Here is a 14621-nt window from a genome sequence, read left to right on the forward strand (position 1 = left end):
GCCGGGCGTTTTGCTTGTCATGAATGGGCAGGTGTCAGCCTATCCACCCGCTTATTTTGCGGCGGCGCGCGCCTCGGCCAGCCAGCCGTTGACCTCGGCCTCATACCCCTTGAGCCAGGCGTCCGCATGACGCTCCACATCCGCCGGCTTGTTCTGTCCCTTGTTCATCAGGCCATTCTGGATGTTGATGTCATTGAGCGGCAACTTGACGATGGAGAACAGCTTGGCCGCCGCCGGGTTCGCCTCGGCAAAGGCCTTGTTCGCCACTATGTGCATGCTGTTGACGGCAAAGCCGTAGTTCTTGCCGTTTGGCAGCCGGGTCTTGGCCGCATCCTTGGCATCGGCGGGCGTCTCCAGCCAGACCACATCCCGCCCCGGCACCAGCTCGCTGCTGAGCCAGTACGGCGTCCAGGTGTAGTAGAGCACCGGCTTGCCGCTCTGGTAGCGGGCCAGGGTATCGGCGATCAGGGCCGCATAATTGCCCTGCTTGTGGGTGATGGTCGGGGTCAATCCGAACTCGTCGAGATGATGGTTGATCGCCTCTTCACAGCCCCAGCCCGGGTTGCAGCCGATGAGGTCGGCCTTGCCGCCCCCGTCGCTGTCAAACAGCGCCGCCAGCTTGGGATCCTTGAGCTGACCCAGGTTGGTGATGCCGTACTGGGTCGCCGTCTTCTTGTCGATGAGATAACCCTGGGCCGCACCGCTCACATAGGTGCCCTGGCGGAAGAACACCTTGTCTCCCCCGACCTGCTCATACTTGCCATCCTGCAACGGCACCCAGTTGAAGGCGAGGAAGGTGCCATCCCCCTGGGCGACCGAGGCATAGGCCACGTTGTAATCCACCTCTTGCGCCGGCTGGACATCATAGCCGAGCCGTTCCATCAGTTTGCTGACAAGCACGCTTTGGAACGCCTCTTCCGGCAGGGAGCTTTGCAAGGGTTGCACCTTGACCCCCTCCCCCGGCATCTCGGGACTGGCCACGGCGACCGAACTCAGTAGCAGGGCACCCAGGGTCAGACTGGTGGTGATGGGTCTCATGAGGTAACTCCTTTACGATGAATGGATGGGCTGCGACCGCACAGTCGCAGCAGCAGGGCCACCGGGCCCCGTTGATACCAGCGGCCACTCCGGCCGCGATCCGGCTGCCCCATGGCCTGGGTCAGACGATCCAGCACGATGGCCAGCAACACGATGCCGAGGCCGCCGATGGAGGCGAGCCCCATGTCGAGGCGGCCTATGCCCCGCAACACCATCTGACCGAGACCGCCGACCGCGATCATGGAGGCGATGACCACCATGGAGAGGGCCAGCATCAGGGTCTGGTTGACCCCGGCCATGATGGTAGGCATGGCCAGCGGCAGTTGTACCTTGAACAGCAGCTGGGAGGGGCTGGCCCCGAAGGAGTGGGCTGCCTCCACCAGATCCGCAGGCACCTGGCGAATGCCCAGCATGGTCAACCGGATCATCGGCGGCAGGGCGAAGATGACGGTCACCACCACCCCGGGCACGTTGCCGATGCCAAACAGCATGACGATGGGGATGAGATAGACAAACGCCGGGGTGGTCTGCATGGCATCCAGCAGGGGCCGGGTCCAGCTCGACAGCCGTTCGCTGCGCGCCAGCAGAATGCCGACCGGCAAGCCTATCAGAATGCAGAAGAAGAGCGAGGTCAGCACCAGGGAGAGGGTCACCATGGCGTCAGACCAGGCACCGATGAGGCCTATCCCGATCAGCGAGACCAGCGTGCCCAGCGCCATGCGCCCGTTGACCAGTTGCCAGGCCACCAGGGTCAGCAAACCGATCATCAGGGCCGAGGGCACGGATTGCAGCAGGTGCGTCATGCCATTGAGCGTCAGCTCCACCGGGGCACGAATGAGCTGGAACAGGGGACGCAGGTTAGCCACCAGCCAGCCGATGGCACCCTCGACCCAGGTATCCAGTGGTACCAGGGCCTGCTGGAAAGGATCCAGCCAGTCGATGGACGCCTCGACCTGCGGGCTGGCGATCTGGGTTTGCCAATCGGCAGCGTCGGTGGCGGTATCGCCCCAGGGATCGCTCGCGGCCTCCGTGGTCACCTCGGTGGTCCCCCAGGGATCGGTTGCGGCTTCATCAGCCAGGGCCGGGGTACTTGCCAGGCACAGCAGGGCCAGCAAGGCGGCCAGCAGATGACGGAAAGGGATGAGATTCATGCCGGGGTACTCCTGTCCAGGGTGTTGAGCAGATTGGCCTTGGAGATGAGCCCCAGATAGCGGCCATCCGATTCGACCACGGGCACCTGGCAGGGAGCGGCGGCCACCTGGCTGATGAGTTCATTGAGGGGGGTATCAGCCAGGATGGGCTGGATGTCCGCCAGCAGGGCCTGCTCCAGGCTGCCCTTGCTGCTGACCGCCTGACTTAAGGACTCCACCGAAACGACGCCGAGGAAGTGGCGGCTGCGATCCACCACATAGCCGAACTCCCGCTCCAGCTCCTTGAGCTGTCGCAGGGCATTGCCCGGCCCGTCCGTGGTGTGCTTCTTGATGAGGGGCACCTGCTTGCGGCTCGCCACATCCCGGGCGCTGAACACATTGGCCAGATCCACCCCGCGAAAGAAGGCGCGGACATAGTCGTTGGCGGGCTGGTTCAGGATCTCGTCCGGGGTGCCGACCTGCACCACCTGACCGTCCTGCATTATGGCGATGCGATCGCCGATGCGCATCGCTTCGTCCAGATCGTGGGAGATGAAGACGATGGTTCTCTGCTGACTTCCCTGCAGTTTCAGCAGTTCATCCTGCATTTCTGTGCGGATCAATGGATCCAGCGCAGAGAAAGCCTCATCCATCAGCAATATATCCGGATCGTTCGCCAGGGCTCTGGCCAGCCCGACCCGCTGTTTCATGCCGCCGGAGAGGGCATCGGGATAGGCATCAATCCACTGCCCCAGCCCGACCTGGTGAAGCGCCTGGCGGGCGCTCTGCTGGCGCTCGGCCAGCGGCACCCCGGCCAACTCCAGCCCGAAGGCGGTATTTTCCAGCACGCTCAGGTGGGGCATCAGGGCGAAGGACTGGAATACCATGCTGATCTTCTTGCGCCGCACCTGGCGCAGATCCGCATCCGAGATGGCGGCGATGTCTTCACCGTCGATGAGTACCTGGCCGCGGGTCGGTTCGATCAACCGGTTGAAGAGCCGCACCAGGGTGGACTTGCCCGAGCCGGACAGACCCATCACCACGAAGATCTCCCCCTCCTGGATGGCAAGATTGACATCCTGCACCCCCAGGGTCTGGCCGGTCTTTCGTAAAATGCTGGCGCGGTCATGCCCTTTCGCCAGCAACTTGAATACCTTTTCCGGGTGTTCACCAAAGATTTTATAGAGTGATTTGACCTCAAGCTTGACTGTCATACTGTCCTTTTTTTATGGCCGGCCGTTTGCTGTTCCTGTAGCCGGGCGGGAATTAATTACTTTCAACACTAAACAAAAACAGAGAAACAAAAAAGAACCATAAGAGTCTCAACTAAAAATCATATGTTCAAGCCATTGATTTAAAACAGTTATTTTATGAAACAAAAATTCAACAGACAGGAACTAATCTGGGTGTAAAAACGATTAATTAACAATAAAATCAATTATCACACTGATAAAACTGGGGAAAACTCCACTGTTTTCTTGAAAATCGAGCAAGCACAGGAGAATGCCGTCAGGCTGGTCGCCGCCGACAAATTTAGTTACATGACGAATCATTTTTTGACGACAATGAGCATGTATTTGTGGTGACACATGTGCCTTGGCTGCAAGGCTTGCACCAGGTTCAGGACCGGGCCCGATGAGAGGCGCTCTGGAGCGGGGTGACAGGCGAAAAAAAGCCCCTCGCACGGGGAGGGGCTGATCAGGTTCGACGCGGGCTAGCGGCGCTGCCAGGTCTCGAAGCAGTAGGGGTGGGGATTCTTCTCATCGGGATCATGAGGCTCGCTCTCCAGTCTTACCCAGTCGGCATCCGAGAAGGTCGGGAAACAGGTGTCCCCCTCCACGACCAGATCGATGCGGGTCAGGTAGAGGCGATCCGCCCTGGGCAGCAGCTGGCCATAGAGATAGCCTCCCCCGATCACCATCAGCTCCTCGATTCCCTCTTCCTGAAGACGACTCAGGGCCGCCTCCACCGAATCCACCATCTCCACCCCGTCGGCGCGATAGTCGGGATTGCGGCTGATCACCAGGTTGCGGCGCCCTGGCAGGGGGCGACCGATGGACTCGAAGGTCTTGCGCCCCATCAGCACCGGCTTGCCGAGGGTCACCCGCTTGAAGTGAGCCAGATCGGCGGGCATGTGCCAGGGCATCTGGTTGTCCTTGCCGATCACCTGGTCCCGGGCCATGGCGGCAATCATGGAAATCTTCATGGAGTTGGTTCCTCGCAACCTGTCTCAGACGATGGGCCGGTTACGGTACACGACCAGAGAAGGGATCGCCAAACCGAAACTGAGGGCTCCCACGATAAACAGCACCTTGAGGCCGTTCGTCACCGCATGGTGGATAAGCTCGGTGGTCACCCCGGAGATATTGAGCTCCACCACGGCGATCATGGTCTTGAACGCATAGGTCCCCGGGATCATGGGGATGATGGAGGCGACGCTGAACACCGGCCGGGGGGCCAGCAGGCGCTTCGACCAGTAGACGCAGACAAAGCCCACCGTGGTGGAAGCCGCCAGGGTGGCCCACTCGATGGGCATGCCGTGGTGGATGAGCAGGGTGCGCAGGCTGTGGGCAAGCGCTCCCCCCATGGCGCAGTATTTCAGCATCCGCGTCGGCACGTTGAACATCATGGCAAAGCCCACCGCCGGGATGGCCGACCAGAATGCATCCCGCAACAGCAGCAACAACAGATCCATCATGATGTCTCCCCCCTCTGAGCCTGCTGAAGGGCGACACGGGCAGGTCTGTTCTGGTGAGATCTCATATGGAATCCCACCACAGCTTCCAGCCCCAGATACCGGTCACCGACATGGCCAGCACTATGCCAATCACGGCGCTGACGGTGAGCAGGGTCGCCATGCCCCAACGGGCCAGCCCCATGTTGAAGTAGCCCTTCACCATGTCGGAGACGGCGTTGATCAAGGGGAAACCCGGCACCAGCAGCAGCACGCTGGCCGCCATGGCAAGGTAGGGTTGATCCCCCCAGCCGAAGTAGGTGGCGCTGGAGGCGAGCAGGGTGGCGACGAAGCCGGTCACGGCAAAGTTGATGAGGGGGCTGTGATGGTGATGGGCCATCAGCTGACGCACCCGCATCGCCACCGCGGAGGCAAGGAAGGTCACCAGGAAGATGGGCCAGTCTCCCCCGAACAGCAGGCTGAAGGCCCCGCAGGAGAGCCCCACCATGGGGACCACCAGCCAGGGGTGATAGTGGAACGGCTTGATGGCATCGAGCCGCTGGCGCACTTCCCGTGCACCGATCAGCTCCTTCTCCGCCAGGATGCACAGGCGCTGCACCTCGCACACCACCTGCATGTTGATGCCCCGATCCAGCACCCGGCGGGTGGTGGTGACACAGTGCCCCTGATAGAGGCTGGTCAGGACGATGGCACCGGCGGAGAGCGCCATCTCCACGCTCTCGAGCCCCAGTGCCAGGCCGAGTCGCACCGTGGTCTGCTCGATGAGCCGCGCCTCGGCACCATGCTGGCCCATCAACTGGCCCACCTTGACGATAATGCGGGTGATCTCTGTCTGCTGTTCCGGCGACAACACCCGTCTTGGTGTAATACTTCTCATCATTCCCTTGAGTCGTAGAAAATTAACCGAACCCTCATCTTACTCCAGCGACTTGTTTCATCCATATATATCCACCCGCGAAACCGTTATCGGCTTATTTATTTCAACGGCGCAGCCTGTTTGCAGCAAATAACAAACAAGCCATCACCTTGATTAACATGTGATGGCTTGCGGGATTAAATAAAATGAGATGAATAATGAAAATATCGATGTGTTATTTATCCCGGCGATATTCGGCGAGCCGGATGACATTATTCGCCGGTTTTTCATATTCACCGGTCAATAATGACTCTTCCTGCAGATGATTGATCTGGCTGCGCATGGCATAGAAGGATTCATGCATCATGTTGGCAATCCGGATGCAGCTGTCCAGATTGTTCTTCGCCAGCTTGCGCTGGCAATCGATGCGAAATTGCAGACCCCGCAACCGCCGCTGCCGATCGGGCCCTACCTGTTCGATCAGGGTGTCTATCTGCTGGTGCAGCAGGGCATCGAGCCGCTCCGGCTCCACGAGGGCCCAGTGTTTCAGGGTATCGAAATCTGGCAGCTCCATATGCTCTCCTGGCCAGAGGCCTCATGTGTGACACATCCAAACTACGCTCAGCACATAAATTCACTGTCCGTAAGAAAGGTTATATAAGAGCGGCGGGTTCCTGGTTCAGTTTGCACCGAGTCACAGGAGTCCGATTGCGGATAAAAATGCGGAGAAGAAGGGGAAGTAATTCATTTATTCGTTAGGATTCAGGCAATTACCCATACCTGACTAAATTGCTTTTTTTTAGAAATTTTGCACCCGTTTGTCTGCCGGCTTATTACTGAATGGCCGGTACGAGAGACACTGTTTTCATTCGAATCGGCCAATGCCCTCGCGTGGTCACATCCGGGAGGATTTAACATATCCCACTGATTATGTTATTTTATTTACCACTTTACACAGCACGAAGGGCAGACCATGAGCAAGGCACGCATAGGCATAGTCACCGTCAGCGATCGCGCCAGCGCAGGCATATATGAAGATCTCTCCGGCAAGGCCATCATCGAGACCCTGGGTGCCTATCTGACCTCGGAGTGGGAGCCTGTCTATCGCCTCATCCCGGACGAACAGCCAGAGATAGAGGCGACCCTGAGCCAGCTGGCCGACGAGGAGTCCTGCTGCCTCATCGTCACCACGGGGGGCACTGGCCCGGCCAAGCGGGATGTGACCCCGGAAGCCACGGAGGCGGTGTGCGATCGCATGATGCCGGGCTTTGGCGAGCTGATGCGGGCGGAATCCCTCAAATTCGTGCCGACCACCATTCTCTCCCGCCAGACCGCCGGCCTGCGCGGCAGCACCCTCATCGTCAATCTGCCGGGCAAACCCAAGTCCATCCGCGAGTGTCTGGATGCGGTCTTCCCCGCCATCCCCTACTGCATCGATCTGATGGACGGCCCCTATCTCGAATGCGACGAGAGCATCATCAAGCCATTTAGACCCAAGAAATAAAGACCCTCACTCCATATGAACAAGGCGCCTCGAGGCGCCTTTTTCATGGACTCATCACCGCTGTCTCGGTCAGGCCCAGCGCTTGAAGATGAGGGAGGTATTGATGCCGCCAAAGGCGAAGTTGTTGGACATCAGATACTCCACATCCAGCACCCGGCCGCCGCTGCGAACGTGATCCAGCGGGGCGCAGGCGGGGTCCGGCTCGTTCAGGTTGAGGGTCGGGGCGAACCAGCCCTCCGCCATCATCTCCAGCGACAACCAGGCCTCGATGGCGCCGCAGGCCCCGAGCGTATGGCCGAAGTAGCTCTTGAGAGAAGAGATGGGGGTGCTATCGCCAAACAGGGCCGATGTGGCATGGCTCTCGGCGATGTCGCCCCGCTCGGTGGCGGTGCCGTGAGCGCTGATGTAGCCGATGTCCTGGGGGGCGAGACCCGCATCCGCCAGCGCCAGCGCCATGCAGAGCTGCATGGTCTCCTGCTGGGGCTGGGTCACGTGGGCCGCATCACAGTTGGTGGCAAAGCCCACCAGCTCGGCGATGATGTGGGCCCCGCGCGCCCTGGCATGCTCCAGCTCCTCCAGGACAAGGGTCCCCGCCCCTTCCCCGATCACCAGTCCATCCCTGTCCTTGTCAAAGGGCTTGGGACTCAGGGAGGGGCTGTCGTTCATCAGGCTGGTGGCGAACAGGGTATCGAACACCACGGCCTCGGACGGGCAGAGCTCCTCGGCTCCCCCTGCCACCATCACGTCCTGATAGCCGTGCTTGATCGCCTCATAGGCGTAGCCGATGCCCTGGCTGCCCGAGGTGCAGGCGCTGGAGGTGGGGATGACCCGGCCCCGCAGGCCAAAGAAGAGGCCGGTGTTCACCGCCGCCGTGTGGGGCATCATCTGCACATAGGTGGTGGCCGTGATGTTGGCGGTGGTCTTGTCGTTGAGCATGGCGCCAAAGGCGCTGATGGGGGCCGTGCTGCCGATGGAGGAGCCATAGGCGATGCCGGTACGCCCGCCGGCCAGCACCGGATGATCGATGAGACCGGCCCGTGTCAGGGCCAGCTCGGTGGCCACGGTCGCGAGCTCGGAGACCCGCCCCATGGCCCGGGTCTTCTTGCGCGGGTAGTGGGTCGGCAGGGAGAAGTCCGGGATCGGGGCTGCCAGCCGGGTATTGAGCCCCTCATAGACGCCCCACTCGGGCATCTCCCGCACGGCGTTGCGCTCATCCTTGAGGCGAGGCCCTACGCTTTGCCAATCGTTGCCAAAGGCGGTCACCCCGGCCATGCCGGTGACGACGACACGCTTCATACTGCTCTCCCTTCCTGCTGTTTCCGATGATCCACGGTGTTGATGTTTCCACTCATATCAGGCCACCGTTGATCGAGATGACCTGGCGGGTGACATAGCCTGCGATGTCCGACATCAGGTAGGAGACCAGGCCCGCGACTTCGTCGGCCTGCCCCATCCGTTTGAGCGGGATCATCTTCAAAGCCTCGGCCTCCACCTCGGCGTTGACCATGCCGGTATCGATGAGGCCGGGGGCCACGCAGTTGACGGTGATCTTGCGTTTGGCCAGCTCCAGGGCCAGGGCCTTGCTGGCCCCGATGATACCCGCCTTGGCGGCGCTGTAATTGACCTGTCCCCGGTTGCCCATGATGCCGGAGACCGACGACAGGGTGACGATGCGACCACCCCGGCGCAGCCCTATCATCGGCATGATGCAGGGTTTGAGCAGGTTGTAGAAGCCATCGAGATTGGTGTGCAGCACGCCGTCCCAATCGTCGTCGGTCAGGGCCGGGAAGGCCCCATCCCGGATCACCCCGGCGTTGGAGACCACCCCGTAGTAGGCGCCATGCACCTCGATGTCGGACTCGAGGCGGCTGCGGCACTGCTCCCTGTCCGAGATATCGAACTGGATGAGCCGCCCCTGCCCCCCCGCCGCCAGGATCTCGGCCAGGGTCTGCTCGGCGCCGCCCCGATCCCCGTGATAGTGCACCACGATGTGAAAACCATCGGCGGCCAGCTTCAGGGCGATGGCGCGACCTATGCCCTTGCTGGCCCCGGTCACCAATACGGTGGAATTCATGTTCAATCCTTCTTTAAAAAACAGAGATTCCGACTGCCTTTGCCTATCTCTACAGCGAAAGCGATCAGAGAAACATCAACCAAGCAGCGCCTTCAGCTCCGCCTCACTCGGCAGATAGGTGCTGAGCCTCGCCTCGGCGTAGCGTTGCTCCCCATTTCCGATCCGGCACTCGAAACTGGCCATGCCGTTATCTTCCAGCAGGCACTCCGCCTCGATGACGAGGCATTCACCGGCGGCAAACCGGGCCAGCGGGCACTGATACTGACGACTGCCGAGCAACATGCCGATGCGCACCGGCTCCCCGCGCTCCCGCCCCCGCATCCCCGCCCAGGCGGCGATGGTCTGGGCCATCAGCTCCAGGCCGACCCAGGCGGGCAGATTGCCCTGCTCGTCGAGCAGCAGCGCCTGACGCTCACCGACCCGGGTCTCGCAGCGTACCCGGTTGCCCTGATACTCGAGCAGTCGATCCAGCAGCAACATGGGGGCCTGATGGGGCAGCAGTGCTGCCAGGGTGATGTCACTCATGATGGACTCCCTTCGTGTGGTTCGATAAGGCCCAGCAGCAGGCTGACGTTGTTGCCGCCGAAGGCAAAGGAGTTGGACAGCACCCGGGTGAGCGGCCTGGACGCAGGATCTCCCTGCGCCAGCCGGATCGGCGTCAGGGCCGGATCCTGCGCCTCCCCCTGCCGGGGCGCCGGCAGCCCCTGCTCCATCAACAGGCAACAGAGCGCCGCCTCGATGGCCCCCGCCGCCCCCAGGGTGTGGCCGGTCAGCATCTTGGTGGAGCTGCAGAGGACTGTTTCCTCCTCCCCGAACAAGCGGGCCAGCGCCTTGCTCTCCATCTCGTCATTGAGACGGGTCGCAGTGCCGTGCAGGTTGACGTAATCGAGCGTCCGGGGCGCCATCCCCCCCTGCTGCAAGGCCATCCGCATCGCGGCCTCGGCCCCCGTTCCCTCCGGGTGGGGCGCCGAGATATGCCAGGCATCGGAAGATTCGCCGGCCCCGAGCAGGGCGAGCCCGGCCCGCTCCCGGGTCAGCAGGAAGAGGGCGGCCCCCTCCCCGATGTTGATGCCCCGCCGCTCTGCCCCAAAGGGGCGGCAACGCTCGAGGCTCAGGGATTCCAGACTGTCGAAACCGTTCAGGGTCAGGCCGCACAGGCTGTCCGCCCCGCCGACGATGACCATGTCCGCGAGCCCCGCGGCCAGCAGGCGCTGCCCGCTGATGAAGGCGCGCGCGCTCGATGAGCAGGCGGTGGAGAGGGTGTAGGCAGGCCCCGTGATGGCCAGATGGCGAGCCAGGAATTCGCTCGGCGAGCCCAGCTCCTGCTGACGGTAATCGAACGCCCCCGGCAGGGGCTCGGCGGCCTGATGGGCGGCTACCGCCTCCTGCGCCTCGGCGATCCCCGAGGTGCTGGTGCCGAGCACGATGGCGATGCGCTCCGGCGCCAGTCCGGCCCTCAGTGCATCGAGGGCAGGCCGGATCTGTGCAAGGGCCGCCAGCAGCAGACGGTTGTTGCGAGAATCATAGGCCGATAGCGCCTGGGAGATGGCGGGCAGCGTGGCCCCGACCCGACCGACGGGCGTGAGCCGGCCATCGCCGAGGGCACACCGCTCGTCATCCAGCGGAGTGAGGCCGGCGTGCTGCCAGGCGGCCAGCGCCGCACCGACCTCGGCCTTCCCCTCCCCCAGGGCGCAGACAAGGCCATAGGCCTGGATATGACAGGGGGCGGCCGACGGTGCGGGGTTCGCGTTCGGACTCATGGTGTCAGCCTCTGCATCTGCAATTGATAATCGAAGGCGTGCTGGATGAGCTGCACCGGTTCGCGCTCCCCCGCCACCAGGCGATAGTGGATCTCGCTCACCAGCCGGCCATCGGGGTCGGTCAGACGCCGCACCATGCCCTCATCCGCCAGTTGCCACCCCTTGGGCAGTTGTGCGTGCCAGGCGGCGACGGGCCAATAACTCATCATCACGTCGGCGAGCACCTGGGCCACCGGCGGCAGGGCGGCGCCACCGAGCAGGCTGGAGAGCTGCTCGGTGTGGATGGTCTTGCCATCATAACTCAGTCGAAACAGCCGGATCCCGCTCGGGGCCAGCCCCACCAAGGTGAGCCTGTGGCCATCCGCCTCCAGCACGGTCAGCAGCTGGTGCTCCCCGCCCTTGCCGTGGGTGCTCAGCAGTTGCTGGCGATAGAGGGGCTGGTCACGCTGCGGCGTCGGCAGCACCAGGCTGGTGTCCGGAGTCAGGTAGGCGCGATTCTCGGGCACAGGGGGGCTGGCGCAGGCGCCGAGCAGGAGAGCAAACAGCAGGGGCAGAAACGTCTTCATCGTGGCTCCCATGGGTTGTAAAAGGGGACTCATCGGCGCTCCAGCACCAGGGGTGAGAGCAGGAAGGCGGTGAAGATGCCGCCGCTCAGCACCAGACCGAAACCGGCGATGGCCGGGGTGTGGCTCAGGGCCAGCAGACCGAACGAGAGCTGGGTGGTCAGATTGGCGAGCAGGATGGCAAACAGGGTCGAGCGCTGACGCCCTGGCTCTTCGCCGCTGTGGGCAAAAAACAGCCCGTAGTCGATGCCGATCCCGAAGATGAGGCTGAGCGCCAGCACCCCGAACAGGGTCAGGGGCTGGCCGCAGGCGGCGAGCAGCGCCAGTCCGGCCCCCAGGGCCAGTGCGTTGACCAGCAGGATCCGGGCGCTCTTGCGCCAGCCGAGCCGCCACCAGAGCAGCAACCCCACCAGGGCGATGGCCGCAAACAGCAGCTCGGCCAGCTTGATGCGATAGTGGGCGAACAGCTGGCTCCACTGGCTGCGCTGATCCTGCCAGAAGACACCGTTCTCAGTGCTGGCCAGCCCCGCCACGGCGGCGCTCTCCGTCACCCCGTGCACCGGCAGCCAGAGCGCTACCCGGCCATCCGGCAGGGTGTGCCACAGCAACCGGCTGCCCTCGCTGACCGGGCTGGTCAGCCAGAACTCCGGGGTCAGGGGATGCCAGGGGCGAGGCTCGGCCTTGACCGGTACCCCGGCCTGGTTGAGCCGCGCCACCACCTGGGGCTGCAAGGCGGTGAGGGCGGCATGATCCGCCCGCTGCTGCGCCAGAGAGGGCAACCACTGCGCCAGGGAGACGAACCCCGTCAGCTTCCCCTCGGCCTTGGCCTGTGTCAGTTGCCCGGTCAGGGCCTCCAGCCGCTGCAGCGCTGTCTCCCCGTCAGCCGCCGTCACCAGAAAACCCGACATGCCGCCCTGCTGACCGGTGAGACGCTGGATCGCCCGCTCCTGCCCCTGCAACTCGACGGGCAGGGGTTGCAAGCGGGCGATATCGTCATCGATCTGCAACCGACCGAGCCCCGCCACGACCAGCGCCAGCACGAGCAGCGGCAGACCCCAGCGCAGGCCGGGGCGCTCACGCCACCCGTCGAGCCAGCGTCCCATCAGCGCCAGGCTGCGGGGCTCACGAGCAGGCAGCTCCCCCAGCCAGAGCGGGAACAGACAGAGCACTGTGATGAGGGCAGCCAGGAGGCCCGCGAGGGCGCACAGCGCCATCTGCTGCAACCCTGGGAAGGGGGCCAGCCAGAGCAGCCCGTATCCGACCAGCGTGGTCAGCAGGGCCATCCAGAGGCTAGGCAGCAGCTTGGCACGGGTCTGGTGGGGACGCTCGCTGCCTCCGTGCAGGCGGCGCTCGGTCAGGAAGTGGATGCCGTAGTCGATGGCGATGCCGATGAGGCTGGTGCTGATGACCAGGGTGAAGAGGTGCACCTCCCCAAACCAGAGCAGCACGGCCAGCACACCCCAGCCGAGGCCGATGACGATGGGCAGCAAGGAGAGGGCGATCGCCCGCAGGGAACGAAACGCCAGCCACATCAGCAGCACGACCCCGACCATGGAGCCTACCCCTATGGTGGAGATATCCGCCTGGGCCAGCTGGCTGGCGTGCTGGCTATAGAAGAGGGTGCCGCGACGCAGCAACTCCAGCCCGGGATAGCGGGCCTTGAGGCTCTGCTCCGCCGCCCCGAGGCGGGCGAGCAGGTCGGCGTTGCGGGAGAGATCGAAGGCCGACAGATCCAGCTCGGCCCGCACCATGAACCACTGCCGCCCGTCCTCACCCTGGCTCATCAGCCAGTCGTGATCGAGGCGCATGGCGCTCCCCCCCAGCCCCTGCACACCGGCGCGGGTCAACAACAGGGGGTCGGCCTGCCACTCGGTACGGGAGACTCCCCCGAAGGGGCTGTAGATCTGGCCGAGCACCCACTGGCTCCAGCCGTCGGACCCCGCCGCCAGGCGGGCCCGGCTCTGCTCATCGAGGCGCTGCCAGGCATAGTCGTAGGTGAAATGTTGCCAGGCCGGGGCCAGCTCGGGTTGAGCGCCACGCACCGCGCCGAGTTCGGGCAGGGCGGCCAGGGCCTGGACCCACTCCTGCGCCGCGGCGCGCCCCTCCTGCCCCGCCGGCAGGCTCAGCATCCAGACCAGTTGCTTGTCGAGCTGGCGCAGCAAGCCCCCGCGCAGGGCCGGATCCAGCGTGGATCGCTCCTCGTGGGGCAGCAGATCCATCAGGCTGGTGTTGATGCGATTGTGGGAGAGTTGCCAGCCGAGCAGCCCCAGCGCCAGCAGGCTGAGCAGCAGCCAGCCATGGGAGAGCCTGCGCCAGGTCGATTCACGCCAGCCCGTCACAGGCCCCGTGCGGGCATCGGCTTGCGGCTCAGGGGACAAAATGGGCTTGCTCCTCGGCAGACAGGGGCAGCGTCACCCGCTGCCAGTCTGAGAAGTGGATGCGGGTCTCGTCCCCCTGCCGATCGGCGATCACCAGGCGGTCCAGCTGCTGGCCACCGCTCAGGGTGAGACTGGCAAAGACCTTGTCGAGAGGGGCGGACAAGGGGGTCAGGACCAGAGTCCAGCCCTGTTCATCAGACTGGAAATCGAGGGAGAAATAGCGGGCGAGCTCCTGCTCATCCGAGCCGAACAAGGCCAGCATCATGCCGCTGAATTCGAGCAACTGGGGATTGTCGATCACCTGGACCGGTCCCTGACCGACCTGCTGGCTCATGCGTTGGTCAGTCAGGCTCAGTGCCAGTTCGAAGGGCTGCTGCTGATGCCACCAGAGCCCCTGCCCCCGTACCAGCAGCAGCTTACCGCTGGATTTCAGGGGCTGGGCCAGCCCGGCCACCTGCTTCTCCTGCGCGAAATGTGCGCGCTGGGCGGGCTCCGCACTCAGCAGCTCACGCACCTCTGCCTGGGTCATGACATAGGTCTGGGTCATGGAAGCGGCCTGCGCCATCCCCGTCAACAGCAGCAGACAGGCCCAGAGCCCGCCTCGCACGCCCTGCATCCAGCGA

Annotated in this window: 15 protein-coding genes; 1 reads left to right on the forward strand and 14 read right to left on the reverse strand. The window is 63.5% G+C overall.

Annotated features, from left to right (window positions below):
- Positions 1 to 51 precede the first annotated feature (51 nt).
- The 7 genes from proX to ACW5W7_RS08260 all read right to left on the reverse strand — a co-directional run bounded on the left by proX (position 52) and on the right by ACW5W7_RS08260 (position 6293).
- Positions 52 to 1038, reverse strand: a complete 987-nt coding sequence (proX, locus tag ACW5W7_RS08230; protein ID WP_456501391.1) for a glycine betaine/L-proline ABC transporter substrate-binding protein ProX — start codon at positions 1036 to 1038, stop codon at positions 52 to 54.
- Positions 1035 to 2189, reverse strand: a complete 1155-nt coding sequence (gene proW / locus ACW5W7_RS08235; RefSeq protein WP_456501392.1) for a glycine betaine/L-proline ABC transporter permease ProW — start codon at positions 2187 to 2189, stop codon at positions 1035 to 1037. The genes proX and proW overlap by 4 nt, the downstream gene beginning before the upstream one ends.
- Positions 2186 to 3382: a glycine betaine/L-proline ABC transporter ATP-binding protein ProV gene (gene proV, locus ACW5W7_RS08240; protein WP_349919255.1), complete on the reverse strand. Its 1197-nt coding sequence runs from the start codon at positions 3380 to 3382 to the stop codon at positions 2186 to 2188. Before proV ends, proW begins: the two co-directional genes overlap by 4 nt.
- A gap of 500 nt (positions 3383 to 3882) precedes the next feature.
- Entirely contained in the window at positions 3883 to 4374 is a 492-nt protein-coding gene (gene folA, locus ACW5W7_RS08245; protein ID WP_349919256.1) for a type 3 dihydrofolate reductase, read from the reverse strand.
- A 24-nt stretch (positions 4375 to 4398) separates the two neighbouring features.
- Positions 4399 to 4866: a threonine/serine exporter family protein gene (locus tag ACW5W7_RS08250; protein ID WP_456501393.1), complete on the reverse strand. Its 468-nt coding sequence runs from the start codon at positions 4864 to 4866 to the stop codon at positions 4399 to 4401.
- 61 nt (positions 4867 to 4927) lie between these two features.
- The gene (locus ACW5W7_RS08255) at positions 4928 to 5743 is read right to left on the reverse strand and encodes a threonine/serine exporter family protein (protein ID WP_434663743.1); all 816 of its coding nucleotides are present in this window, start codon (positions 5741 to 5743) and stop codon (positions 4928 to 4930) included.
- 211 nt (positions 5744 to 5954) lie between these two features.
- Positions 5955 to 6293 (reverse strand): DUF3135 domain-containing protein, encoded by a 339-nt coding sequence (locus ACW5W7_RS08260; protein ID WP_434663746.1) that lies wholly within the window; start codon positions 6291 to 6293, stop codon positions 5955 to 5957.
- Between the two features lie 399 nt (positions 6294 to 6692).
- Here ACW5W7_RS08260 and mog point away from each other — a divergent pair, with 399 nt between their 5' ends.
- The gene (gene mog / locus ACW5W7_RS08265) at positions 6693 to 7223 is read left to right on the forward strand and encodes a molybdopterin adenylyltransferase (RefSeq protein ID WP_456501394.1); all 531 of its coding nucleotides are present in this window, start codon (positions 6693 to 6695) and stop codon (positions 7221 to 7223) included.
- Positions 7224 to 7292: 69 nt separating this feature from the next.
- Here the strand turns inward: mog and ACW5W7_RS08270 are convergent, their stop codons facing one another.
- The 7 genes from ACW5W7_RS08270 to ACW5W7_RS08300 form a co-directional block, all read right to left on the reverse strand.
- Positions 7293 to 8519, reverse strand: coding sequence for a beta-ketoacyl-ACP synthase (locus ACW5W7_RS08270; protein ID WP_456501395.1), 1227 nt, complete (start codon positions 8517 to 8519; stop codon positions 7293 to 7295).
- A gap of 52 nt (positions 8520 to 8571) precedes the next feature.
- Positions 8572 to 9297: a 3-ketoacyl-ACP reductase FabG2 gene (locus ACW5W7_RS08275; RefSeq protein WP_456501396.1), complete on the reverse strand. Its 726-nt coding sequence runs from the start codon at positions 9295 to 9297 to the stop codon at positions 8572 to 8574.
- Between the two features lie 75 nt (positions 9298 to 9372).
- Positions 9373 to 9822 carry an ApeP family dehydratase gene (locus ACW5W7_RS08280; RefSeq protein ID WP_456501397.1) on the reverse strand — a complete coding sequence of 150 codons (450 nt, stop codon included), beginning with the start codon at positions 9820 to 9822 and terminating at the stop codon, positions 9373 to 9375.
- Positions 9819 to 11057, reverse strand: a complete 1239-nt coding sequence (locus ACW5W7_RS08285) for a beta-ketoacyl-[acyl-carrier-protein] synthase family protein (protein WP_456501398.1) — start codon at positions 11055 to 11057, stop codon at positions 9819 to 9821. The genes ACW5W7_RS08280 and ACW5W7_RS08285 overlap by 4 nt, the downstream gene beginning before the upstream one ends.
- A complete protein-coding gene (locus ACW5W7_RS08290) occupies positions 11054 to 11623 on the reverse strand; it encodes a DUF3261 domain-containing protein (protein ID WP_456501399.1) in 570 nt (189 codons plus the stop codon). The genes ACW5W7_RS08285 and ACW5W7_RS08290 overlap by 4 nt, the downstream gene beginning before the upstream one ends.
- A gap of 29 nt (positions 11624 to 11652) precedes the next feature.
- The gene (locus ACW5W7_RS08295) at positions 11653 to 13998 is read right to left on the reverse strand and encodes an MMPL family transporter (RefSeq protein WP_456501400.1); all 2346 of its coding nucleotides are present in this window, start codon (positions 13996 to 13998) and stop codon (positions 11653 to 11655) included.
- Entirely contained in the window at positions 13988 to 14614 is a 627-nt protein-coding gene (locus tag ACW5W7_RS08300; RefSeq protein WP_456501401.1) for an outer membrane lipoprotein carrier protein LolA, read from the reverse strand. The genes ACW5W7_RS08295 and ACW5W7_RS08300 overlap by 11 nt, the downstream gene beginning before the upstream one ends.
- Between the last annotated feature and the right edge of the window lie 7 nt (positions 14615 to 14621).

This window comes from Aeromonas intestinalis, assembly GCF_054052485.1.